Below are 23,328 nucleotides of genomic sequence, written 5' to 3' on the forward strand. Positions count from 1 at the left end.
TCACGGCTCCGCGACGAAGGTCGGTGCCGCTTCACTTGCCAGGACAAGCTTGCCGTCCTTGACACCAATGACCGAAACCGACTTGTCCGGCACCGAAATGCCCGGGCGGTAGGTGATCGTGCCGGTCACGCCGTCGAGCCCGGACGTAGCGGCCAGCGCGTCACGTATCTTGGCCGGATCCGGCGCACCGGCACGCTTGATCGCGTCGGCCATCAGCTTGACCGAGTCGTAGCCGAGCGCAGCGAACGCGTTCTCCGGGGCATTGCCGACCGACTTGGTGTAGGCGTCGATAAAGGCCTGCACCTTCGGGGTGGCGCCCTCACCGATGTAGGCGTGGGTGGTGAAGTAGGTGTCCTTGGCCGCGTCGCCGCCGACCTGGATCAGCAAGGGCGTGTCGTAGCCGTCGCCGCCGACCACCGGCAGGTTGATGCCGGCCTGGCGCATCTGCTTCAAGATCAGGCCGATTTCCTCGGCATTCGACGAGGCATAGACGAAGTCGGGCTGCGGCGACAGCGCCTTCAGTTTGGCGATCTGCGCGGTAAAGGTCTTGTCGCCGATCTTGTAGGTGTCGCGCTCCAAAATCTTGCCCCCGCCATGCTCGTAGGCGGTGACGAAGTAGTCCGACAGCAGCGTTGTGTATTCAGTGCCGATGTCGGTCAGCAGGTAGGCGGTTTTGCCGTTCAGCTTGTTCAGCGCAAATTCCGCGCCAACCGCAGCCTGAACGTTGTCGCCGAAGGCGGCGAGGAAGATCTCGTTGCCGAGCTGGCTAGGCAATTTCGGCGAGGTCGCGCCTGGCGTTATGAACGGTATCTGCGCCGTCTGGACCTGCGGTCCGATGGCCAGCACCGAGTCGGAATCGGCGAAGCCGATGATGCCGACGACCTTGTCGCTGTCGATCAACTGGCTGGCGACGGTCGAGATCGTCGTCGAATCGCTCTTGGAATCGTAGATCACCAGTTCTATCTGCTGGCCGAGCACGCCGCCGGCGGCGTTGATTTCGCTCGCTGCCAGCTTGGCGCCATTCAGCATCGGACCGTCGAGCGAGGCCTGGATGCCGGTCAGGTTTGCCGGATAGCCGATCTTGATGGTGTCGGCAGCAAGTGCCGTGCTGGCCGAGGCAAGCGCGAAGAATGCGCCCAGTCCCAGGCCGATGGTACCGCGTCGAGTGAGTTTGATCATCGTTTTCGTTCCTCTGTCTGGTTCACCGTTGCCGATCTTTGGGTTGATCCGAACGTAAGTTCCCGGTCCCCCATGATCCCCTTCGGCCGGAAGATCATGACTAGAATGAAGATGAAGCCGAGCACGATCTGGCTGGCGCCAAACAGGGCCGGCACCGCGAAATCGCCGATCGTGAAGCCGCGTTCGACCGAGCGCAGGACCTCCGACAACAGCGAAACGCAGATGACGCCGACCACCGCGCCGGTCAGGGAGCCCATGCCGCCCAGCACCAGCATTGTGATCAGACTCATCGTCAGCGCGAAGTAGAACGTGTTCGGCGAAAACGAGCCGAGATAATGCGCATAGAGCGACCCGCCGACGCCCGAGAAGAACGCGCCGATGACGAAGGCGATCAGTCTGGTCCGCAACACGCCGATTCCGACAGCGCTGGCCGCGATCGTGTCGTCGCGCACCGCCTTCATGGCGCGCCCGAAAGGCGAATAAACCAGGCGTGCCAGAACGAACACCGTGATGGCGAGCCAACCCATCACCCAGGGCAACGTCGTCTCCAGCGGCACGCCGGTAAACGTGCGGGCGCCTCGGGTGAAATCCGACGCATTGATCAGCACCACGTTGACGATAATCAAGAATCCCATCGTCGCCACCGAAACGAAATAGCCCGACAGGCGCATCAAGGGATAACCGACGACCACCGCAAGCAGTGCCGTCAGAACGCCTGCCACCAGCGTCGCCGGCAGGAAGGGGAGGCTGAAAGCATGCAGAAACCCCGGCAGATGCGGCAGCAGTGCCATCTTCTGCTGCACCGGGATCGACAGGATCCCCGAAATATACGCGCCGGCGCCGATGAAGCCGACATGACCGAGCGAAAACACGCCCGTAAAACCGTTGCTCAGCGACAGCGCCAGCACCAGGATTGCATTCAGCGCGATCAGCAGGATAATCCGGACGAAATAGTCGCTCAGCACGTGCGGCGCACCGAAAGCGACAACTGCTCCCGCCACCACGGCGACGAGGACGAGGAGTGTGATCCGCGCTTCCCGGCTCACAGCTTTATCTCCCGGTTTGGCTGGAGCAGCCCGCCCGGGCGCACCAGGAGAAAGGCGATCAGCACGGCGAAGACGATTGCGTCGCGATAAGACGAGACGCTGCTCGGCAGGAATGCGACGATGAAGATCTCCAGCGCGCCCAATATGTAGCCGCCGACCAGGGCGCCCGCGATCGACCCGAAGCCGCCGATGATTGCCGCCACGAAAGCCTTCAGGAGCGGCGTGAAGCCCATCTGCGGCTGCACCACGCCGGCCTGCGCCGCCCACAAAATGCCGGCGAGGCCGGCATAGGCGGATGCGACGATGAAGGCGACGATGATCAGCCGGTTGACGTTCAGACCGACAAGGTGTGCCGCCGACATGTCCTCGGCTGCGGCGCGCATGCCGAGCCCAGTCGTGGTGCGCGTGATAAACCAGCCGAGGAGCAGCAGCGACACGAAGGTCAGCGCGATGGTCAGGAGATTGATGCTGGTGAAGGTGATGGCGCCGTTCGACATTTCCCAGGAGGTGTTGAGAATATCGGGGAGTGGAAAATTGCGCGGCGAGGAGGTGAACACCAGGATGCCGACATTCTCGATGATGTAGGTGACGGCGAGGCTGGTCAGCAGTCGCGCGACGTCGGGCGCGTCGCGGATCGGGCGATAGGCGATGCGTTCGATGAGGAAGCCGGCGACGGCGGCCGCGGCGATGCCGCAGATCACGGCGACCGGGAACGGAACGCCGATGCCGACCAGCAAGGCAACCCCGAAGGCACCTACCATCATGACGTCGCCATGCGCGAAATTGGTGAGCTTGAGGACGCCGAAGACGATCGACAGACCGACCGCCACCAGTGCGTAGAGGCTGCCGAGGCTCACCGCATTGACGATCTGCTGCAGGATATAGTCCAGCTGGGTCATGTTGCCGCCCCGAGATATGCCTGCGCCACGCGTTCGCTGTCGCGCAGTTCCGCGGACCGGCCAGACAGCGCCACCTGGCCCGTGCGCAGCACATAGGCGCGGTCGGCGAGGTCCAGCGCGAGCGTGATGTTCTGTTCCACCAGAAGCATCGTCATGCCCTGGCGCTTCAGTTCGGCAAGCGCGCTGAAGATGTGGCGCACCAGCAGCGGCGCAACGCCGAGCGAAGGCTCGTCGAGCAGCAGCAGGCGCGGCGCCGCCATCAGCGCGCGCGCCAAAGCAAGCTGCTGCTGTTCGCCGCCCGACAGCGTCCCGGCCAGCTGCTTCAGCCGCTGCTTGAGAATCGGGAACAGCATGAACATGCGCTCGCTGTCTCTGAGGATGGCATCCTTGTCGGTGCGGGTGCAGGCGCCGAGCCGCAGATTGTCAGCCACCGTCAGGCCGCCGAACAGGCGCCTGCCCTCCGGGCTCTGCGCGATGCCCAGACTTACGATGCGCGACGGAGCGACACCTCCAATCGGCTTGCCATCGAAGATGATCCTGCCGCCGCGCGGCCGCGACAGGCCGGAAATGGTGCGCAAGGTCGTGCTCTTGCCGGCGCCGTTGGCGCCCACCAACGCCACCACCTCGCCGGCATGGACGTCGAGCGAAATGCCCTTCAGCGCACGCACCGCGCCGAAATTGACCTCGAGGTTCTCGACACTGAGCAGAACGGGGCTAGGCGTGGCCAAGATACGCCTCCCGCACTTTCGGGTGTTCGCGTACCTGCTCCGGTGTTCCGACGCAGATCACCTCGCCAGTCGCCAGCACCTGGATGCGTTCGCACAGCGCCATGATCAGGTCCATGTCGTGCTCGACAACGACCACCGTTACGCCATAGCGGTCACGGATCGTCCGGATCAGCGCTGCCAACACCTTGGTCTCGTTGGAATCAAGACCGGCAGCGGGCTCATCGAGCAACAGCAGTTGCGGGCCGGTCGCCAACGCACGCGCAATCTCCAGCCGCCGCTGATCGCCGTAGGGAAGATCCGCGGCGACCCTGCCGGCCTGATCTGTCAGGCCCATGAGGTCGAGGAGTTCGTCGGCCTTCTGCCGGGTCGCGGCCACCCGCTCGCGATAACGCCGACCGCGCAGCACGGTATCGGCGGCGCCGACAGGATGGCGCAACTGCGCCGCCGTCAGCACGTTCTGCGCGACGCTGAGGCTGCCGAACAGGCGAGAGCCCTGGAAGGTGCGGGCGATGCCCATCGCGACGATCTGCGATGTGCGCAGGCCGACGATCGACCGGCCCTCCATCTCGATGCTACCGGAATTCGGCTGGGAGAAGCCGGTGATCAGGTTGAAAAGCGTGCTCTTGCCCGAGCCATTCGGCCCGATTACCCCAATGATTTCACGTTCGTGGAGCTCGATGGAATGATCACGCAGGGCAACTAGCCCTCGAAAGGCTTTTGTCAGCCCGACCGTCCTCAACAGCACTCGACTCGACTGTCTATCCACCCGCCGGTTTGCCCCTGTCCCTCGCCGCCCCGTTCGGCCCGGTCAAGCTTCAAATGGACAATTCGAACGGCAAGATGTCAAGTCCTATTCCCAAGAGGAAAGCTGTATGCCTGCCTCGGCTCGACCGTTGCCGCGACAGCACCGGCATCGATGCAGGGCCTGCAGTCCAGCGCGCCAGCGCTCGCTTCTCGAGCCTGCGCGCATAGTGCGTGGGCGCAAGGCACGAGACGAAGACGATCGGCGCCACCGGCCCGTAGACCTTGGGCGTCCTCGGACCGCGCTTGTGCTAGCTTGTTATCTGTTCGGCGACAGCCTCTTCGAGGCCGGCTGCGGCCTGGGCGGCGAGAGCGCGCGCCGCCGCCTGTGAATCGTAGAATTCCTCGAGCGCATGAACCCTGCCCCACCGCAGCGTGAACACGTGGAGACCACGGTTGACGTAGGACGTATCGCCATTGAGCAGGGTAGCGGTGCCATCCCACTGGGCAAACACGGTGGTATGCCAGGGCCAGCCCTTCACCCACACGTGGTTGACCGTGAGATGGAGAGTGGGCAGAACACGGCCGAGGCGCTCGAACCACCGGCGCAGGGCTTGCTTGTCGTGACGCTCGCCACCAAGCGCGTGTGCGCCACCAACCCGGTGATGGACATGCGGCGCGATGGCCTTCACCGCCGCATCCCAGCGATGGTTGTTGACGTCGTCGAAGCTCTGCCGGATCGATTTCTCGACAAAATAGCTGTAAAGCATGTGACCTCTCTCCAAACTTATCGGTGGCGCGCCGTTCCGACGCGAGACCCCGGCCAGCATCGCTCGGCCGCGGCCTGCGCGTCAGGTCAGGGCATTGTCGCGTCGGCTCGCAGGGATGTGTCCGTCTCGGTCGAGACCGTCACCTCCTCACCGGACCTTGAGAACGCGTAGAGCGAGCCCGGGTGGCCAGGTATGGAAAACGCCACGGAGTCACTGTTGGCGAGGCCCATGACAACCCGCAGCGGATCACCCCCGGCCTTCGGTGCGAAAGTGGCGGTGACCTCAAGCAGGTCGCCGCGCGGAACGTAGTAGGCCACCATGTCCAGGTGTCCCTGGTGCAGGCTACCGCCTTCGATCGGGCGCCCGATGGTGGCTTCCTCGGCAAGAGCCGGGGTTGCAAGAAACAGCGCCGCCAGCAGCGAGGCGCCCAAGGTTTTGCGGATCATCTCATTTGTCCTTTTTTAGATTGCGTTCACCCTCTATATAGGGTATAGATTACGAATGCAATCTAAAAAAGGAGATGACGATGCGTGTAAGTCGCACTCAGGCCGCGGAAAACCGTGAGACCGTGATCAATGTGGCAAGCCGGCTTTTTCGGGAGCGCGGGTTCGACGGCATCGGCCTCAAGGATCTGATGAAAGGGGCCGGGCTGACCCAGGGCGCCTTTTACAAGCAATTCGAGTCGAAGGACGATCTGGCGGCGCTGGCGTCCAGGCGGGCTATGGAAAGCGCCACCCACAAATGGTCGGCCGCGACCGCGGCAAATCCCGGGAACCCGCTCGACGGGGTGATCTCATTCTACCTCAGCATGGATCATCGCGGAGAAAAGATGGACGGCTGCCCGGTCGTTGCGCTCGGCTCGGATGCGGCCAGGCAAGGTGCCGAGGTGAAGGCATCATTCGAAGCCGGCATCAAGGCGTACCTCGGGATGCTCGGCGGTTGGGTTGGCGAGGGCGACAGCGAAAAGACCGGCAACAAGGCAATGGCCGTTCTCTCGACGATGGTCGGCGCGGTCGTGTTGTCGCGGGTCGTCAACGACCCCGACCTTGCGCAGGCTTTTCTGGATGCGGCGGCCGATCAGGTTCGCGAAGCAGTCGCTACTTGAACGGCGCGAGCAGCGCCAGCACAGCAAGGATAGGAGAGCAGATGGAACGGATTGTCGTCACGGGCATGGGTGCGGTCACGCCCCTTGCCGCCAATGTCGAAGCGTCCTGGTCACGCCTGCTTGCCGGCCGGTCTGGCGTTCGCAGGCTTCCTGACGATGTGGTGGGAGAGCTGCCGGCTAAGATTGGCGGCGTGGTTCCCTCCCTGGGCGAAGACCCCGAGGCTGGTTTCGATGCCGATGCCGTCCTGTCCGCGAAGGATCAGCGCAAGGTAGACCGGTTCATTCTCTTCGCGCTGGCGGCGGCGGAAGAGGCGCTTGCGCAGGCGCAATGGAAGCCTGCCTTGGAGACGGATCGCCTGCGCACGGCCACGATCATCGCTTCAGGTGTCGGCGGGTTCCCGGCCATCACCGAGGCGGTGCGCACGGTGGACCTGCGTGGCGCCCGCCGCCTGTCTCCCTTTACGGTGCCGTCCTTCCTGGTGAACCTCGCGGCGGGCCACATCTCGATCCGTCATGGCTTCAAAGGTCCACTCGGCGCACCGGTGACGGCGTGCGCGGCGGGCATCCAGGCGATCGGCGACGCCGCCCGCCTGATCCGCGCCAACGAAGCCGACATCGCCGTGTGCGGCGGAACGGAAGCGTGCATCAATACCGTCAGTCTCGGCGGTTTCGCCGCCGCTCGTTCTCTTTCAACCGGCTTCAATTGGGCGCCGGCCCAAGCCTCGCGCCCTTTCGACACATCGCGGGACGGCTTCGTCATGGGCGAAGGGGCCGGCGTGCTGGTCATCGAGGCGTTGAGCCACGCGTTGGCGCGCGGCGCAAAACCGATTGCTGAGCTCGTCGGCTACGGCACGACGGCGGATGCCCATCACGTCACCTCCGGGCCAGAGGACGGCGACGGCGCGCGCCGGGCCATGCAGATCGCGATTGCCCAGGCAGGGATTTCGCCACGCGACGTTCGTCATCTCAATGCGCATGCGACCTCCACGTCAGTCGGCGACCTGGGTGAGATCGAAGCGATCAAGAGCGTGTTCGGGCGCGATTTCGCGATAGCTGTCAGTGCCACGAAATCGGCGACCGGACACCTGCTCGGAGCGGCCGGCGGGCTTGGTGCGATCTTCGCAATCCTGGCGCTCAGGGATCAGGTCGCCCCGCCAACCCTCAACCTGGGCGAGGCCGATCCGGCCGGCGACGGAATCGACTTCGTCGCCAACGCGCCCCGGCCCATGGAGATGGAGTACGCGATCTCCAATGGCTTCGGCTTTGGCGGCGTGAATGCCAGCGCCCTGTTCAGACGCTGGAACTAACCGGTGGCCAGACGCAGTCATGACCGACGCCCTTTGCCCCGGCCTCTCTCAATGCTTTTCCCAATCCGATCCAACGCAAAGAAGGATATGAATCCATGAACAAGACCAATCCCGGCGTCGCCCTTGTCACAGGGGCATCCTCCGGCATCGGGCGCGCTACCGCCGACGCCTTGCTAGGCGCCGGCTTTCGCGTCTTCGGAACCAGCCGTCGCACGGCCTCACAGCAATCCGCCGGCGTGACCATGCTGACCTGCGACGTGACCGACGACGCGTCCGTCGCGACAATGGTCGATGACGTTCTGGCCGCGGCCGGACGCATCGACGTGCTTGTCAACAATGCCGGCATGGGGCTGTTTGGCGGCGCGGAGGAGTCCTCGACCGCCCAGGCCAAGGCGCTGTTCGACGTGAACGTCTTCGGCGTCTTGCGCGTGACCAACGCGGTGCTGCCGGCAATGCGGCGCCAAGGGAAGGGCAGAATCGTAAATTTGAGCTCGGTACAGGGGTTCATCCCCGCTCCCTATTTCGCGCTTTACTCGTCGACCAAACACGCCATCGAAGGGTATTCCGAGTCGCTCGATCACGAATTGCGCCCCTTCGGCATTCGCGTTTCGCTGGTGGAGCCCGCCTATACCCGCACATCATTCGAGGACAATCTTGCCGCCCCCGACCGGTCGCTCGAAATCTACGACTCCGCGCGCGCCGGGATGACTATGTCAGTGCGGAAATCGATGGAAAAAGGCGATGCGCCCGAAGTGGTCGCCAAGACCATTTTGGCAGCAGCGACCGATCCCGCGCCGAAGAAACGCTATGCGGCGGGAAAAATGGCGCGCCAGGTCAGTTTCCTGCGCCGTTTCGTCCCCGCATCCGCATTCGACAAGAGCCTGCGCAAGCAGCTTGGGTTGCCGGTCTGAAATCGGGCGCTGCCTTGGCGCGTCAGCGAGCAGCCGCCTGTTTCTCGAGCCTGCGGGCGTATTGCGTCAGCGGAAAGCACATGACGAAGAAGATCAGCGCCACCAGCCCGTATACCTTGAACGGTTCGAAGGTCGCATTGTTGATGGCGTTGGAGGTCCGCACCAGCTCCTCGAAGCCGATGATCGAGGTCAGCGCCGTCGATTTGATGAGCTGCACCAGGAAGCCGACCGTGGGTGCGCGGGTGATCGAAAACGCCTGCGGCAGGATGATCAGCCTCAGCTCCTGCAGATAGTGCAAGCCGAGGCTGGCGCCGGCGTCCCATTGGCCGAGGGGCAGCGCCGCGACGCCGGAGCGCCAGATTTCGGCAAGATAGGCGCTGGCGAAGAAGGTGAGGCCGAGCGCCGCCGCCGTCCAGGGTTCGATGCGCAGGCCGAGCATCGGTAGGCCGAAGAACATCAGGAACAGCTGCATCAAGAGCGGCGTTCCCTGGAACAGGGCGATGTAGCCGGAGGCGACACGCCTGCTCCACTTATTCTTGGCGATCCTGAAGAACAGCACGATCATGCCGACGATGCCGCCGCCGATAAAGGCGGCCAGCGATAGCAGCACCGTCCACCGGGCGGCGAGCAGTAGGTTGCGGACGATGTCCCAGAAGGTGAACTCGATCATGACACACCGGCTCCGAGCGCGCGGCGCCCGCCTGACATCAGCAGCCGGCGCAAGGCCATCGACAGAGCGAGATAGACCAGCGTCACGACGAAATAGGTCTCGAAGGAGCGGAAGGTGCGTGCCTGCAGCATGTCGGCCTCGTAGGTCAGCTCACGCACGGCGATCTGCGACACGACGGCGGACTCCAGCATCATGATGACGATCTGGCTGGTGAGCGCGGGGTAGATGATCTTGAGCGCCTGCGGCAGCACGATCTTGACGAACACCTGGCGTGGCCGCAGCCCAAGGGCCAGCGCTGCTTCCGTCTGCCCGCCGGGCACGGCGTCAAGCCCGGCGCCGACGATCTCGATGGTGTAGGCCGCCATGTTGAGCGTCATCGCCAGCATCGCGGCCAGGAGCGGGTCGAGCCGGACGCCCAGGCTGGGCAGCCCGAAGAAGATGAAGAACAACTGCACCAGGAACGGCGTGTTGCGCATCACCTCGACATAGCAGGCGATTGCCCGCTTGAGCAGCACCGGGCCGTTTCGCCGCCCCGCGGCACCCAGGATGCTGAGCAGCGTTCCGGCCAGCGTGGTCACGGCGATCAGCAGGATCGTCGTGGCCGCGCCATGCGCGATGTCGCCCAGGGCACCCGGGAGCCAGCCAAAGGCCACGGAAACTCAATCCTTGAGATTGTCGGGATTGAGCGGCGTCTTCAGCCAGGCTTTCGAGCTTTCGTCCAGCTTGCCGTCGGCCAGCATCTTGGCGACCGCATCGTTGACGGCCTTCTTCAGGCCGTCTTCGTTCTTGTTGAGGCCGATATGCGAAGGCGAGGTCAGAAGCTGGAACTTCTGCTCCGGCTTCAGTGCGTCCTGCTTGGCCAGCACCTGCGCGCCGACGTCGTTGCCGACGACCATCAGCTGCGTCTGGCCGGAGATGAAGGCCTGGATCACCGAATTGTAGTTGTCGAAGCGCTTTATGTCGGCCGATGCCGGTGCTGCCTCGGTGAGCGAGGTGTCTTCCAGCGTGCCGCGATTGACGGCGATCGACTTGTCGGCGAGGTCTTCCTTGCCTTTGACGGCAAGCGCTGCCGGACCGATCACGGCGATGTAGTAGGGCGCGTAGGCAGCGGCGAAGTCGATGACCTGCTCGCGTTCCTTCGAATAGCCGACGCTCATCAGCAGGTCGACGCGATGATCGTTCAGATACGGGATGCGGTTCTGGCCGGTGACGGCGATGGGATTGAGCTTCACCTTGAGCGTATCGGCGATGTATTGCGCGACATCCATGTCATAGCCCTTGAGGCTCATGTCGGCGCTGGCCGAGGAGAAGGGCGGAAAGTCGGCGAAGACGCCGACATTGATGGTGCCGGCCTTGGTGATGTCCGCCAGCGCATCGGCGCTAGCGGCCTGAACTGCGAGGCCGAAACCGGCCGTGCCGAGCATCAGCACGGCGGCGATGGAGGCAAATGTCTTACGGATTGTCATTGTCATTCCCCTGTCTGGAAGCTTTGTTTGTTCGGGTCGGCCGCCGGCTCCAGCGCGGCGGCTGCCTTTGCTTTTCTAGACGTCAGGCGCCCTTGCCTGTTATCGCCGGGCTGAACACCATCAGGCTCAGTATCTCGAACAGCACCTGTGCGGCGGCATGCGCCGTGTTGGTGGTCGAGTCGTATTGCGGCGCCACCTCGACGACGTCGCCGCCGACGATGTTGAGACCTTTGAGGCCGCGCAGGAGTTCAAGCACTTCGCGCGTCGTCAGCCCGCCGACCTCCGGCGTGCCGGTGCCCGGCGCGAAGGCCGGATCGACGCTGTCGATGTCGAAGGACACATAGGTCGGGCCGTCGCCGACGATCTTGCGCGCCTTCTCGATGATCGCCGGAATGCCGAGGCCGGTCACCTCCTCGGCATGCACCACGGTCATGCCGGACTCGTAGGTGAACTCCCACAGATATTCGGCCGAGCCGCGGATGCCGATCTGGATCGTGCGCGTCGGGTCGAGCACGCCGTCAAGCACCGCGTTGCGGAACGGGCCGCCATGGTGGAACTTGGTCATGTCGAACAGGCCGCTGGTGTCGCAGTGGGCGTCGATATGGATCAACCCCACCGGAGCTTTCTTGCCGACGGCCTTCAGAATTGGATGGCTGATCGAATGGTCGCCGCCGATCGACAGCGGAATGACCCCGGCATCGACGATCTGGTTGGTGCGGCGCTCGATATCCTCATGGCTGGTCTCGAGCCGGTAGCGGCTGCGGAACGGCGTGTCACCAATGTCGGCGACCCTGAGCTCATGCGTCGGCGCGCATTCCAGCACGTGATTGTAGGGCCCGATGCGCTCGATGGCGCGCAACGCCCTTGGCCCGAAGCGCGAGCCTGGGCGGTTGGTGACGCCGAGATCCATCGGCACGCCGATCATCGCCACCTGCAAATCGCCGAAATCCGGATTGTCGGCCGATATTTCGCGGTAGGGCGCGGCGAGAAAGGTCGGGATGCCTGAATAGGGCGCCAGCCGCGTGCCGCTCTTGGAGAAGATCTTGTCGGCGACCTTGCGGAATTTCGGGTCGAACATCTCGCCGCCATGGCTTTCACCATATTTGCGACGCAACGCATCGAGCTTGCCGCGATCGTATCCCATGTCCGCTCCTCCTGGGCTGATGCAGTGCCGGCGCGGGTGACGCCTGCGAACCGACCGTCATCCGGCCGGGCCGCTGTCCCGCTGGCTGCCTGCAGATTTCATGTCTTGATGCTGTTCTGAACTCGAGTGTCTGGCAGTGGCATTGAAAAATCAATTGATATTGTTAGGGTGTTTTCTGTGAGAAAATCTCACAACAAAGTGGTACCATGACCAAGCGCCTGCCACCGCTCAATCCGCTGCGCGCCTTCGAGGCAACGGCTCGCCATGGTTCACTGACCAAGGCGGCCACTGAGCTGAACGTCACGCATGGCGCCGTCAGCCACCAGATCAAGGCGCTCGAGCAGTCGCTCGGTGTCAAGCTGTTCGAGCGGGTCGGCCAGCGGGTCAAGCTGACACCGCATGGCGCGGAGCTTCTGCCGGCGGTGTCGACCGCGTTCGACGGCATCGCCGCCGCCACCCAGCGCATGACAAGGCCGGCGAGCAGCGGCACACTTTCGGTCTCCTGCGTGCCGGCGCTACTGTTGCTGTGGATGACACCGCGGCTCGGCAGTTTCATGGCGCAATATCCCGACATAAGGCTGACGCTTATTCCGTCCAACGATCCCAAGGATTTGCGGGCGCCCAATATCGATGTCTGCGTGCATTATGGCGACGGCAGCTGGACCGATTGCTGGATGCGCAAATGGTCGGGCCTCGAACTGTTCCCCGTGGTCAGCCCGACCTTGATCAACAACCGGCCGATCCGCAGCGTCAGGGATCTCGCCGATCATGTCTTCCTGCATGGCGATGACGGCCGCGAATGGCACACCTGGCTGGCTGCCGCCGATGCGCTGGACCTGGAGCGGGGCCGCCGCCATCACCTCGGCGATGCGCGTATGGCGACCGAGGCAGCGGTGCACGGCCATGGCGTGGCGCTGGGCGACTCGGTGACGGCAAGCGCGCTGCTGGCCAGGGGCATGCTGGTCGCGCCATTCAGCCTGTCGGTGCCGGCGGTCGACGATTTCTATGTCGTCTGCCGCAACGAGATGCGGGCGACGCCGATCGTGCAGGTGTTCATCGACTGGCTGTTTGCCGAGAAAGCGGCGGACGACGGGCGCGCCGACGCCCCTGTGGCCGGCCGCATCGTCAGCCGCCGCAAGCGTCCGGCGCTCAGGGTGATGGGCGGCAAATCCGCAAGCTGATGCCGGGCTGCGCGCCGCCGCATGCAGGCAGCTCTTTTTGTCGGGCCAGCCTGAAAGCGGGCAGCGTTGCGGCCGATTCGATGCTATGAGGCCTGTCGCAATTGTGGATGGCAGGCAGCGAAGGCGGTGTTGAAACATGGCTAAGACCGATATTGCGCGGCGCGTCTACAACCACACCTGGAAGCTCGACCCGATCGTGCGCAGCCTGCTCGACACGGATTTCTACAAGCTTTTGATGCTGCAGATGATCTGGGGCATGTATCCCAAGGTCGACGCAACCTTCTCGCTGATCAACCGCACGACCTCGGTGCGCCTTGCCGACGAGATCGACGAGGGCGAATTGCGCGAACAACTCGACCATGCCCGCACCTTGCGCTTCTCCAAGAAGGAGATGATCTGGCTCGGCGGTAACAATTTCTACGGCCGCAAGCAGATCTTCGAACCGGAATTCCTCGCCTGGCTGGAAGGCTTCCGGCTGCCCGAATACGAGCTGTCGAAGTGCGACGGGCAGTATGAACTGACCTTCAGCGGGCCGTGGATGTACACCACGCTGTGGGAAATCCCGGCGCTCGCCATCATCAATGAACTCCGATCTCGCGCGGCGATGCGGGCGTTCGGGCCTTTCGCGCTCGACGTGCTCTATGCCCGCGCCAAATCCAAGATGTGGGCCAAGACCGAGCGGCTGAAGGCGCTGCCCGGCATCCGCATCTCTGACTTCGGCACGCGCCGGCGCCATTCCTTCCTATGGCAGCGCTGGTGTGTCGAAGCGTTGAAGGAAGGCATCGGCGAGGCGTTCACCGGCACCTCCAACGTGCTTCTGGCCATGGACAACGACCTCGAAGCGCTCGGCACCAACGCACATGAGCTGCCGATGGTGTTTGCCGCGCTTGCCGACTCGGAAAAAGAGCTGAGACAGTCGCCTTACAAGGTGCTGCAGGACTGGCAGCGCTACTATGGCGGCAATCTGCTGATCGTGCTGCCCGACGCCTTCGGCACAGCATCGTTCCTGCGCGATGCGCCGGACTGGGTGGCCGACTGGACGGGCTTTCGCCCCGACAGCGCGCCGCCGATCGAAGGCGGCGAAAAAATCCTGTCCTGGTGGCGCGACAAGGGCAAGGACCCCAAGCAGAAACTGCTGATCTTCTCCGACGGGCTCGAGGTCGAGACCATCGAGGAGACCTATCGCCACTTCAAGGGCAAGGTGCGCATGTCGTTCGGCTGGGGCACCAATCTGACCAATGATTTCGAAGGCTGCGCGCCGACGGAAACCAACAGCCTCGACGCCATATCGCTGGTTTGCAAGGTCACCGAGGCCAATGGCAGGCCAGCGGTCAAGCTGTCGGACAATCCGGCCAAGGCGACCGGCGATGTGAAAGAGATCGAGCGGTATCTCAGGATTTTTGGCGAGAAGGACCGGGTGGAGCAATTGGTCAAGGTGTGAGGGTGCCGGGGTTCTTGGATAGGCCGAGTTCCTTGGCGCCCCCCTCTGTCCTACCGGACATCTCCCCCTCAAGGGGGGAGATTGGACTTGGTCTCTGCTTTCGCCAATCTCCAACGCTTGAAGAATGGCGCCAACAGGCCGTTCTGCCGATCTCCCCCCTTGAGGGGGAGATGTCCGGCAGGACAGAGGGGGGCCTCGTAGAGCACTGCCATCAGCTGTTGGCGTTATTATCTGCGGCGCTGTTTGCCCTCCTCCCCACCCCAGCCTTCGCCCATGCCTCCGACCGTGGTCATGTCCTGCTGCTGCCGACCGGCTATTATCTCGCCGGCGGCGCTTTTGCAGTGGCCGTCAGCTTCCTCGTGCTGGCCCTGCTGCCGCCCGTGGCTCTCGACAAATTCTGGCGTCGGCGCTTGCAACTCTTCACCATCAGCGACGGCGCCCGCACCGCCGTCAGTCTGATATCCTTTGCCGGCTTTGCAAATCTCATTGCCGCCGGCCTGTTCGGCAGCCGCGACCCACTCTCCAATCCGCTGCCGCTGCTGATCTGGACACTGATGTGGGCCGGCCTCACGCTGCTGCAGGGCGTCTTCGGCGACCTCTGGTCGTGGCTCAATCCCTGGTACGGGCCCTGGCGTCTGATCTCACGTCTCTTGCGCGCGGGCGATGAAGGGATACCGCGGCTTCCCCGATGGCTCGGTTGCTGGCCAGCGTTCATCCTGTTTTTCGCCTTTGCCTGGTTCGAACTCATCGATCCGGCGCCCGACGATCCGGCGCGGCTGGCATATGCTGCCGGCTTCTATTGGCTGCTCACCCTCATTGCCATGCTGGCGTTCGGCTATCGCGGCTGGAGCCGCAGCGGCGAATTCCTGACGGTCTTCTTCTCCATGGTGGCGCGTTTCGCAATTGTGGTACGGAACGAACATGGCCGGCTTGCCCTGTGCTGGCCGGGCGCCAAGCTGCTGGCCGCGGAGCCCTTGCCGGCCAGCGGCATGGCTTTCCTGCTGCTCGCCCTGTCGTCGGTGTCCTTCGACGGCCTGTCGAAAACCTTCTTCTGGCTCGGCCTGTTCGGCATCAACCCGCTCGAATTTCCCGGCCGCACGGCGGTGATCGGCAGCGGCACTTTCGGGCTGATCCTGACATTCGCGCTGCTGGCGGCGGTGTTCCTGCTTGCCGTCTGGCTCGGCCAACGTCTTGCCGGCAGCGACCACATTCTTAACCAGGCGGCCGGTCAGCTGGTGTGGTCGATCGTGCCGATCGCGCTTGCCTATCACATTGCGCATTATCTGACGGCGCTGCTCGTCGACGGCCAATATGCGCTTGCGGCACTTTCCGATCCGTTCGCGATGGGCTGGAACCTGTTCGGCACCGCCGATATGCAGATCGAGGCCGGCATCGTTGCGGGGGCGGACTCTGCGTGGTGGCTGTGGAATATCCAGGCCGGCGCCATCATCCTGGGCCATGTGCTCGCCGTCCTCGTCGCTCACGGCTTCGCCTGGCGCCTGCACCCACAGCCCTCCCGCGCGGCCCTCAGCCAGTTCCCGCTTACCTTGCTGATGATCGCCTACACCGTCTTCGGCCTCTGGTTGCTTGCCACGCCGACTGTCGGATGAGAAAAGGCGACCAGTATGCCTTCGGGGAAAGCCCGCTTGCCACGTCGGGGCTTTGGTGATTTAGTTTGTACACATGCGATTTTTTGCCTCGTTGCAGCCAGTCAAAACTCAAAAACAGGGGAACTGCCGTGACTGACAAGAATGGGTTTTTCGATCTCTCCAGATCCACGCTCACCCGCCGCACCGCACTGAAAGGTCTGGCCGCAGGCGCCGGCCTCGGCCTTGCCCCTGGCTTCGTCCGCTATTCCCAGGCGCAGAGTTCGGCGCCGATCAAGATCGGCTTCCAGTCGCACCGCACCGGCATCGGCGCTGCCTATGGCCGCTGGTACGAAAAGACCACGGCTGCCGCGGTCAAGGCGATCAATGCCGCCGGCGGCATCAATGGCCGTCAGGTCGAGGTGATCATCGAGGATGACGGCACCGATCCCGGCCGTGGCGCCGAGGTGGTCGGCAAGTTCGCCACCCAGCACAAGACCGACATCGTCTTCGGCACGCTGTTCTCGCATGTCGTCATCGGCTCGGCGCCCGCCGCCGGCGAAAACAAGATGCCCTATTTCGTCGTCAGCGAAGGCCATCACGTCGCCTCGACCAAGCTGAACCGCTATGTCTTCCAGCCCGGCATCACCGACGTGAAGAGTCAGATCCAGTCGATGGCGCCGTGGATCGCGGCTAACGCCGGCAAGAAGGTGACGCAGATCTTCCCGGATTTCGCCTTCGGCTACGACCACCGCGACTACCTGCCGCCGGCGCTGAAGGCGCAAGGCGGCGAGGTCATCGCGCAGATCGCCATCCCGCCGACGGAATCGTCCTTCACCAAGTATTTTCCGCAGATCCCGGCCGAGACCGAGGTGATCTACCACGTCATGGTCGGCCCGGCCGTGCTCACCTTCGTCAAGGAGCTTGGTGAGTTCTACGGCTCCAACCGGCCGCAATTGTTCGGCTTCATCGATTCGCTCGAGGCCACCGACATCAACAGCCCCGGCCTCGAATTCCTCGACGGCAGCCATTTCTGGGAAGGTTCGCCGCGCTATGCGCAGGCCGATGATTCCGAGGCGCAGAAGGCCTATCGCGCTGCTGTCGGCATCGACGACAATGGCGCCGCCGTCGGCGACCCCAAGGACGTCTCCACCGCAGCCCACATGTTCGGCTGCTGGGAAACGCTCTACGTCGTCAAGAAGGCGATGGAGGACGCCGGCTACAAGGGACCGGAAGACCGCGCCAAGCTGGTCGAGGCGACCGAGGCGCTGACCGAGTTCGCCGAAGGTCCGGAACATCCGCAGGGACCGAAGACCTTCAACGGCAAGATCCACCAGTGCTTTGGCATCCAGAACATCTCCAAGATCGAAGGCGGCAAGCTCAAGGTCGTGCACAAGACCAAGATCGAGGACGGACTTTACGAGGCCGAGGGGGATTACACGACGCAGGCGCTGTAGGTTTAGCTGCGCCAATCAGCGTGAGCGCCAAGCCGCCCCCCTCTGTCCTGCCGGACATCTCCCCCTCATGGGGGGAGATTGGCAGTTTTGACGTTTCGCCCGGTCTTGCTACGGCAGAGATTGGCGAAAACCGCGATGTCAGCCGATCTCCCCCCTTGAGGGGGAGATGCCCGGCAGGGCAGAGGGGGGTGCCTCGCGCATCCGCTGGTGTCTAGCCGATGCACTTCGGACCCCACCTCCTCCTCGCCGCCCTCGAAGGCCTTGTCACCTCCGCCGTGCTGGCTCTGACGGCGCTGGGCTTATCGCTGGTGTTCGGCGTCATGCGTGTCGTCAATGTCGCGCATGGTGAGTTCTTCATGCTGGGCGCCGTGCTCGCCTGGGCGATCACCACAGCCATTGGCGGCCACCCCGCGCTCGGCTTCCTGGCCGCACTTGTGATTGCTCCGCTGATCGTCGGCGCCATTGCGCTGGTCGCCGAACGGCTGGTGCTGCGCCGGCTCAACTACAATCCGGAAGCCACCATCGTCGCCACCATCGGCATGCTTTACATCATCCAGCAGCTGGCGCTGACCTTCTACGGTCCGGAGGCGCGGCCGGTGGAGCCGCCGTTCAGCTACCGTATCCTTTTGCCGTGGTTCGGCTACTCCGGCTACAAACTGTCTGTCATCGCCGCCTCCGCGCTGCTGCTCACCGCGACATGGCTGGTGCTGACGCGCACCAGGATCGGCCTCGTCATGCGCGCCACGCAGTATGACAGCGAGACGGCGCAGGCCTTCGGCATCCCCGTCGGCCGCGTCTATGGCGGCGTCTTCGCGCTTGGCGCCATGCTGGCGGCCATTGCCGCAGTGCTGATCGTGCCGATCAGCCAGGCGCATTATCTGATGGGGCAGGACCCGCTGCTGCTCTCCTTCATCGTCGTCATCATCGGCGGCCTCGGCTCGCTGCGCGGCACGGTCGTCGCCGCCGTGCTGATCGGTCTCTCCGACGGCATCATCTCGATGTTCTTCTCGCCGACGCTGGCCAAGATCATCGCCACGCTGCTGGTCGCCATGGTGCTGGTGTTCCGTCCGCAAGGCTTGTTCGGGACGAGGTCGCGATGAGCGAAGCTTCGCCGGTAAAAGCCTATGCCCTGCATCTCGGCGTCGTCGGGCTGCTTTTCGTGCTGAGCTTCCTTCTGCCGGAATACTATCACGGCCTGCTCGCCCGCATCATGGTGCTGGCAGTGTTCGCCATGGGCTACAACATGCTGTTCGGCTATGTCGGCCTGCTCAGCCTCGGCCATGCCATGTTCTTTGCCGCCGGGCTCTATGGCGCCGGCCTTGCCGTCATCCAGCTCGGCTGGAGCGTACCAGCGGCGTTCGCCGCGGGGCTTGCCTGTGGTGTTGTTGTGTCACTCGTGATCGGCCTGCTGGCGCTGCGCACCACGGGCGTCGCCTTCATGATCGTCACCATGATGTTCGCGCAAGTGTTCTACCTCCTCATCCTCTACTTCGCGACGTGGACCGGCGGCGACCAGGGCATGGTCGTGCCGCAGCCGGCGCGGGTGCTCAGCTTCGGCGCGACATCGCTCGAGCTCACCAATCCGACCGTTCGCTACATGACGGCGCTGGCGCTGTTTTCGATCGTGCTTCTCGTCACATTGGCCATCGTCCGCTCCCGGTATGGCCGCGTGCTGGTCGCCATCCGCGAGAATGAGGAGCGCACGAAGATGCTCGGCTACGACACGTTTTCGAACAAGCTCGCCGCCGTCGTCATCTCCGGCATCATCTGCGCGGCCTCGGGTGCCGCCTATGCGCTGCTGTTCGGCTATGTCGGATCGAGCTTCGCGTCGGTGCAGTATTCGATCCTGCCGCTGCTGTGGGTGCTGCTGGGCGGTGCTGCAACAACGCTCGGGCCGCTGATCGGCACGCTGTTCATGTACTATGTCATCGATATCACCAGCGGCTACACCTCCGCCTATCTGCTGATCGTCGGCATCGCGCTGATCCTTCTGGTGCTGTTCTTCCCCAAAGGCATTCTGGGCAGCATTAGGCAGCGCTGGCTTGGGTGGCTGCCATGATGCCGCTGCTGACAACCAAGGGCCTTTCTCGCGACTTCGGCGGCCTGCGTGCCGTCGACAGTGTGGATTTCTCCTTGATGCCGGGCGAAATCCGCGCCGTCATCGGCCCCAACGGGGCCGGGAAGACCACTTTCGTCAGCCTGGTCAGCGGCCGCATCCAGCCGTCTTCCGGCATGATCGTCTTCGACGGGACCGACATCACCACCCAGCCGGCCTGTGTCCGGGTGCGCCGGGGCATCGCCTACACGTTCCAGATCACCAGCGTGTTTGCCAATCTCTCGGCCTACGACAATGTCGCGCTGCCGGTGCAGCGGACCTTGAGCGATGGTCGCTCGAAGGGTGCGGTGCGGGCTGGCGTCATGTCGGCGCTCGAACGCACCGGCCTGGCCGATCGTGCCCACATGCCGGCCGGGCAGTTGTCCTACGGCCATCAACGCCTGCTGGAAGTGGCGATGGGCCTGGCGCTGAAGCCGCGCCTGCTGATCCTCGATGAGCCGACGCAAGGCCTGGCCGACAGCGAGATCGACAATTTCATCAGCTTGGTGCGCGATATCGCCAAAAACGCCACTGTGCTCCTGATCGAGCACAACATGCCTGTCGTCATGCAACTGGCCGACCGCATCACCGTCTTCAACGCCGGCAAGATCCTCGCCGAAGGCACGCCTGAAGCGATCCGCGACAACGCCGCGGTGCAGGAAGCTTATCTGGGGACGGCCCCATGACCGAGACAAACAAGGCCGAGGCGACGTCTCAAGCACTCACCATCGCGGGGCTGGACTGCTTCTATGGTGAGGTCCAGGTGCTCTATGGCCTCGACCTGGTGCTGAACAAGGGCGAGGTGCTGTGCCTGTTCGGCCGCAATGGCGCTGGCAAGACGACGACGCTCAAAGCCATCATGGGGCTGGTTCCCGCAAGTGCCGGTTCGATCAGGCTCGATGACCAGGAGTTGACCGGGTTGCCGGCGCACGAGGTGCCCAAGGCCGGCATTGCCTATGTGCCGCAAGGAAGACGGCTGTTCGCCGAGATGACGGTGGCGGAAAACATCGAGATCGGCCTGATGGCGCGCGGCAAGGGCAAGGCGACGCGTGAAAACGTGCTCGACCTGTTCCCGCTACTGCGCCAACGGCTGCGGCAGCGCTCCGGTACGCTGTCCGGCGGCGAGCAGCAGATGCTGGCGATGGCGCGTGCGCTCTGCCTTGAACCGCAGGTGCTGCTGCTCGACGAGCCGACCGAAGGGCTGATGCCGTCGATGATCGCCAAGATCCGCGAGACGGTGGCGAAGCTGCGCGACATGGGCGTCTCGACCATCCTCGTCGAACAGCGTGTCGATGCGGTGCTTTCGGTCGCCGACCGCGTCGCCTTCATCGAAAACGGCCGCAACCGCGAGACGGTCGATGTCCAAGAACTGCGCGCCGATCCGTCAGCGGTGCGCCGTTATGTCGGCGTGGGTTGATCAGCCGAAGAACAGAAAACCCGCTGCCAAAAATGTCGGGATCAGCATCAGGCCCGACCATGCCATATAGCCGAAAAAGCCCGGCATCTTCACGCCGCGATGTCGGGCGATGGCGTAGACCATGAAGTTCGGCGCATTGCCGATATAGGTGTTGGCGCCCATGAACACCGCACCGGCCGAGATCGCGGCAAGCGTCGAAGCGAACTCCGTCATCAGGTGCCGGGGGTCACCGCCGGCAAGCTCGAAGAACACCAGATAAGTCGGCGCATTGTCGAGGAAGGATGACAGCGCCCCGGTCAGCCAGAAATAGGCGAGATCGTTGGGCTGGCCGGAGGAAGAACTCACAAGCGACACCAGCGGCGCCAGCGCACCCTCATGGCCTGCCCTGAGGATGGCGATGACCGGCACGATGCAGATGAAGATGCCGGCAAACAATTTGGCCACCTCTGCTATCGGACCCCAGTTGAAGCCATTGGCCTCGCGGTATTCCTTGCGCGAAATGACAAGTGAAACGAGGGCGAGCGCCAGGATCATGGCGTCGCGCACCAGATTCTGCAGTTCCAGGCTGACGCCGAACACGGAGAAGCTGACGCCCGGCTTCCAAGCCGCCGATAGCAGGATGGCGCCGATCACCCCCCCCAGCAGCGGAAGGTTGGCCAGGCCGCGCAGGCGCACCTTGGTATCCGGTGTCGGGTCCTTGATCTTCGGCGCGCCAGCCTCGCGCCGGTGCAGGATGTTGTCGATCACCAGAAAAATGCCCAGCACGACACCGCCGACGAACAGCGTCTCGCGCCAGAGGTTCGTCGTCGTCCAGAAGAAGTCGACGCCGCGCAGGAAGCCGACGAACAGCGGCGGATCGCCAAGCGGCGTCAGCGAGCCGCCGATGTTGGACACCAGGAAGATGAAGAAGATGACGACATGGGCGTTGAACGGCCTGTTATCGTTGGCGCGGATGATCGGCCGGATCAGGATCATCGAGGCACCGGTCGTGCCGATCACCGAGGCCAGCAGCGCGCCGACCAGCAGCAGGCCGGCATTCACCAGCGGCGTGCCGTGAATGTTGCCGGCAAGGAGAATGCCGCCGGAAATGGTGAACAGCGCAAACAGCAGGATGATGAACGACATGTATTCGGTGAGCAACGCATGCAGCACCGCTTCGGTCGCTGTGGGGACACCGAAGGCAACCGCCAGCGGCAGGACCACCAGAGCGCCCCAAAGGGCCGCGATCTTGCCGTAGTGATGCTCCCAGACATGAAGAAACAGCAGCGGACCAGTGGCGATCGACAACAGCAGCCCGGCAAAGGGCAGCGCCCACCACAGCGACATCGAAGCGCCGGGCAGGCCGTGTTCCTCCGCCCCGAAAGCCTGTGCCGGAAACAGCACGGCCACAACGATTGCCGCCTTCGTCGCGACCCACAAAAAGCCCCTCTTGCGCCTCACGATCCGTCAGTCCGACAAAGGGTCTTCGAGCCTCACGCCGGCGTCGCGCATGCGCTGCAGCATGGCATTGAGCGAACCGTTGAGATCGATGCCGCGGCAGGCATCCAGCCGCACTGTGGTTTTGAAGCCCTGGCTGACGGCATCCAGCGCCGAAAAGCCGACGCAGAAATCGGTCGCCAGCCCGACCAGGGTCAGCGTGTCGATGCCGCGCTCCCGGAGGTAGCCGGCAAGGCCGGTCTGGGTCGTGCGGTCGTTCTCGAAGAAGGCCGAGTAGCTGTCGATATCAGGCCGAAATCCCTTGCGAATGACGAGCTCGGCCTTGGTCCAGGCGAGGCCGGAATGGAAATCCGAGCCCAGGCTGCCCTGGATACAGTGGTCCGGCCACAGCGTCTGCTGGCCGTAAGGCATTTCGATCATGGTGAAGGGCTGCGCGCCCGGATGGCTGGAAGCAAAGCTGGAGTGACCGGCGGGATGCCAGTCCTGCGTCAGCACGACATGGTCGGTTCGCCGGATCAGGTCGTTGACCAGCGGCACGATCTCGTCGCCGCCGGCAACCGCCAGCGCGCCGCCGGGACAAAAATCGTTCTGCAGGTCGATGACGACAAGCGCTTCGTCGGCCATGGGCTTTCCTCTTCCGTATGCAGGCTCCAGTGGAAAATGCCGCTGACGCGACCGGACGCAGAAACTTGACCAGATGGCCGGCCGCGTCAACCTCTCAAGCCATAACAAATGCGTGCCGGCGGCG

The 23,328-nt window shown here is 63.7% G+C and carries 24 protein-coding genes; 11 read left to right on the forward strand and 13 right to left on the reverse strand.

Features of this window, described 5'->3' with window-relative positions; translation table 11 throughout:
* The 7 genes from MESCI_RS02775 to MESCI_RS02805 form a co-directional block, all read right to left on the reverse strand.
* The gene (locus MESCI_RS02775) at positions 1 to 1,179 is read right to left on the reverse strand and encodes an ABC transporter substrate-binding protein (RefSeq protein ID WP_013528425.1); all 1,179 of its coding nucleotides are present in this window, start codon (positions 1,177 to 1,179) and stop codon (positions 1 to 3) included.
* Complete coding sequence (locus tag MESCI_RS02780; protein ID WP_013528426.1) at positions 1,176 to 2,225, reverse strand: branched-chain amino acid ABC transporter permease; 1,050 nt, start codon at positions 2,223 to 2,225, stop codon at positions 1,176 to 1,178. Before MESCI_RS02780 ends, MESCI_RS02775 begins: the two co-directional genes overlap by 4 nt.
* A complete protein-coding gene (locus MESCI_RS02785; protein ID WP_013528427.1) occupies positions 2,222 to 3,124 on the reverse strand; it encodes a branched-chain amino acid ABC transporter permease in 903 nt (300 codons plus the stop codon). Before MESCI_RS02785 ends, MESCI_RS02780 begins: the two co-directional genes overlap by 4 nt.
* Positions 3,121 to 3,852 carry an ABC transporter ATP-binding protein gene (locus tag MESCI_RS02790; protein WP_013528428.1) on the reverse strand — a complete coding sequence of 244 codons (732 nt, stop codon included), beginning with the start codon at positions 3,850 to 3,852 and terminating at the stop codon, positions 3,121 to 3,123. The genes MESCI_RS02785 and MESCI_RS02790 overlap by 4 nt, the downstream gene beginning before the upstream one ends.
* Complete coding sequence (locus MESCI_RS02795) at positions 3,839 to 4,597, reverse strand: ABC transporter ATP-binding protein (protein WP_224620866.1); 759 nt, start codon at positions 4,595 to 4,597, stop codon at positions 3,839 to 3,841. The genes MESCI_RS02790 and MESCI_RS02795 overlap by 14 nt, the downstream gene beginning before the upstream one ends.
* A gap of 307 nt (positions 4,598 to 4,904) precedes the next feature.
* The gene (locus tag MESCI_RS02800; RefSeq protein WP_013528430.1) at positions 4,905 to 5,363 is read right to left on the reverse strand and encodes a nuclear transport factor 2 family protein; all 459 of its coding nucleotides are present in this window, start codon (positions 5,361 to 5,363) and stop codon (positions 4,905 to 4,907) included.
* A gap of 86 nt (positions 5,364 to 5,449) precedes the next feature.
* Complete coding sequence (locus MESCI_RS02805) at positions 5,450 to 5,809, reverse strand: hypothetical protein (protein ID WP_013528431.1); 360 nt, start codon at positions 5,807 to 5,809, stop codon at positions 5,450 to 5,452.
* An 80-nt stretch (positions 5,810 to 5,889) separates the two neighbouring features.
* Between MESCI_RS02805 and MESCI_RS02810 the strand changes: the two genes are divergently transcribed.
* The 3 genes from MESCI_RS02810 to MESCI_RS02820 all read left to right on the forward strand — a co-directional run bounded on the left by MESCI_RS02810 (position 5,890) and on the right by MESCI_RS02820 (position 8,686).
* Positions 5,890 to 6,468: a TetR/AcrR family transcriptional regulator gene (locus tag MESCI_RS02810; protein WP_013528432.1), complete on the forward strand. Its 579-nt coding sequence runs from the start codon at positions 5,890 to 5,892 to the stop codon at positions 6,466 to 6,468.
* 41 nt (positions 6,469 to 6,509) lie between these two features.
* The gene (fabF, locus tag MESCI_RS02815; RefSeq protein ID WP_013528433.1) at positions 6,510 to 7,775 is read left to right on the forward strand and encodes a beta-ketoacyl-ACP synthase II; all 1,266 of its coding nucleotides are present in this window, start codon (positions 6,510 to 6,512) and stop codon (positions 7,773 to 7,775) included.
* 95 nt (positions 7,776 to 7,870) lie between these two features.
* Positions 7,871 to 8,686: an oxidoreductase gene (locus tag MESCI_RS02820; protein WP_013528434.1), complete on the forward strand. Its 816-nt coding sequence runs from the start codon at positions 7,871 to 7,873 to the stop codon at positions 8,684 to 8,686.
* Between the two features lie 22 nt (positions 8,687 to 8,708).
* On the opposite strand, the gene MESCI_RS02825 is transcribed toward MESCI_RS02820, so the two are convergent.
* The 4 genes from MESCI_RS02825 to speB form a co-directional block, all read right to left on the reverse strand.
* The gene (locus MESCI_RS02825) at positions 8,709 to 9,356 is read right to left on the reverse strand and encodes an amino acid ABC transporter permease (RefSeq protein ID WP_013528435.1); all 648 of its coding nucleotides are present in this window, start codon (positions 9,354 to 9,356) and stop codon (positions 8,709 to 8,711) included.
* Entirely contained in the window at positions 9,353 to 10,009 is a 657-nt protein-coding gene (locus MESCI_RS02830) for an amino acid ABC transporter permease (RefSeq protein ID WP_013528436.1), read from the reverse strand. Before MESCI_RS02830 ends, MESCI_RS02825 begins: the two co-directional genes overlap by 4 nt.
* A gap of 6 nt (positions 10,010 to 10,015) precedes the next feature.
* Positions 10,016 to 10,822 (reverse strand): transporter substrate-binding domain-containing protein, encoded by an 807-nt coding sequence (locus tag MESCI_RS02835; RefSeq protein ID WP_013528437.1) that lies wholly within the window; start codon positions 10,820 to 10,822, stop codon positions 10,016 to 10,018.
* Between the two features lie 82 nt (positions 10,823 to 10,904).
* The gene (speB, locus tag MESCI_RS02840; protein ID WP_013528438.1) at positions 10,905 to 11,966 is read right to left on the reverse strand and encodes an agmatinase; all 1,062 of its coding nucleotides are present in this window, start codon (positions 11,964 to 11,966) and stop codon (positions 10,905 to 10,907) included.
* A gap of 206 nt (positions 11,967 to 12,172) precedes the next feature.
* Between speB and gcvA the strand changes: the two genes are divergently transcribed.
* The 8 genes from gcvA to MESCI_RS02880 all read left to right on the forward strand — a co-directional run bounded on the left by gcvA (position 12,173) and on the right by MESCI_RS02880 (position 21,143).
* Entirely contained in the window at positions 12,173 to 13,147 is a 975-nt protein-coding gene (gene gcvA, locus MESCI_RS02845; protein WP_013528439.1) for a transcriptional regulator GcvA, read from the forward strand.
* Positions 13,148 to 13,283: 136 nt separating this feature from the next.
* Complete coding sequence (gene pncB, locus MESCI_RS02850) at positions 13,284 to 14,588, forward strand: nicotinate phosphoribosyltransferase (protein ID WP_013528440.1); 1,305 nt, start codon at positions 13,284 to 13,286, stop codon at positions 14,586 to 14,588.
* Positions 14,589 to 14,758: 170 nt separating this feature from the next.
* Positions 14,759 to 16,198 (forward strand): hypothetical protein, encoded by a 1,440-nt coding sequence (locus MESCI_RS02855; RefSeq protein ID WP_013528441.1) that lies wholly within the window; start codon positions 14,759 to 14,761, stop codon positions 16,196 to 16,198.
* Between the two features lie 128 nt (positions 16,199 to 16,326).
* Positions 16,327 to 17,631 (forward strand): ABC transporter substrate-binding protein, encoded by a 1,305-nt coding sequence (locus MESCI_RS02860; protein ID WP_013528442.1) that lies wholly within the window; start codon positions 16,327 to 16,329, stop codon positions 17,629 to 17,631.
* Between the two features lie 218 nt (positions 17,632 to 17,849).
* Complete coding sequence (locus tag MESCI_RS02865; protein WP_013528443.1) at positions 17,850 to 18,731, forward strand: branched-chain amino acid ABC transporter permease; 882 nt, start codon at positions 17,850 to 17,852, stop codon at positions 18,729 to 18,731.
* Positions 18,728 to 19,690 (forward strand): branched-chain amino acid ABC transporter permease, encoded by a 963-nt coding sequence (locus MESCI_RS02870; protein ID WP_013528444.1) that lies wholly within the window; start codon positions 18,728 to 18,730, stop codon positions 19,688 to 19,690. The genes MESCI_RS02865 and MESCI_RS02870 overlap by 4 nt, the downstream gene beginning before the upstream one ends.
* The gene (locus tag MESCI_RS02875) at positions 19,687 to 20,412 is read left to right on the forward strand and encodes an ABC transporter ATP-binding protein (protein ID WP_013528445.1); all 726 of its coding nucleotides are present in this window, start codon (positions 19,687 to 19,689) and stop codon (positions 20,410 to 20,412) included. The genes MESCI_RS02870 and MESCI_RS02875 overlap by 4 nt, the downstream gene beginning before the upstream one ends.
* Positions 20,409 to 21,143, forward strand: coding sequence for an ABC transporter ATP-binding protein (locus tag MESCI_RS02880; RefSeq protein ID WP_013528446.1), 735 nt, complete (start codon positions 20,409 to 20,411; stop codon positions 21,141 to 21,143). The genes MESCI_RS02875 and MESCI_RS02880 overlap by 4 nt, the downstream gene beginning before the upstream one ends.
* Here MESCI_RS02880 and MESCI_RS02885 read toward each other — a convergent pair whose 3' ends face one another.
* Both MESCI_RS02885 and pncA read right to left on the reverse strand, forming a co-directional pair.
* Positions 21,144 to 22,562 (reverse strand): sodium:proton antiporter, encoded by a 1,419-nt coding sequence (locus tag MESCI_RS02885; RefSeq protein WP_013528447.1) that lies wholly within the window; start codon positions 22,560 to 22,562, stop codon positions 21,144 to 21,146. It lies immediately after the preceding gene.
* A 27-nt stretch (positions 22,563 to 22,589) separates the two neighbouring features.
* Positions 22,590 to 23,204 carry a bifunctional nicotinamidase/pyrazinamidase gene (gene pncA, locus MESCI_RS02890; protein WP_013528448.1) on the reverse strand — a complete coding sequence of 205 codons (615 nt, stop codon included), beginning with the start codon at positions 23,202 to 23,204 and terminating at the stop codon, positions 22,590 to 22,592.
* Positions 23,205 to 23,328: the final 124 nt, after the last annotated feature.

It is taken from the genome of Mesorhizobium ciceri biovar biserrulae WSM1271, from assembly GCF_000185905.1.
Lineage (GTDB): Bacteria > Pseudomonadota > Alphaproteobacteria > Rhizobiales > Rhizobiaceae > Mesorhizobium > Mesorhizobium ciceri.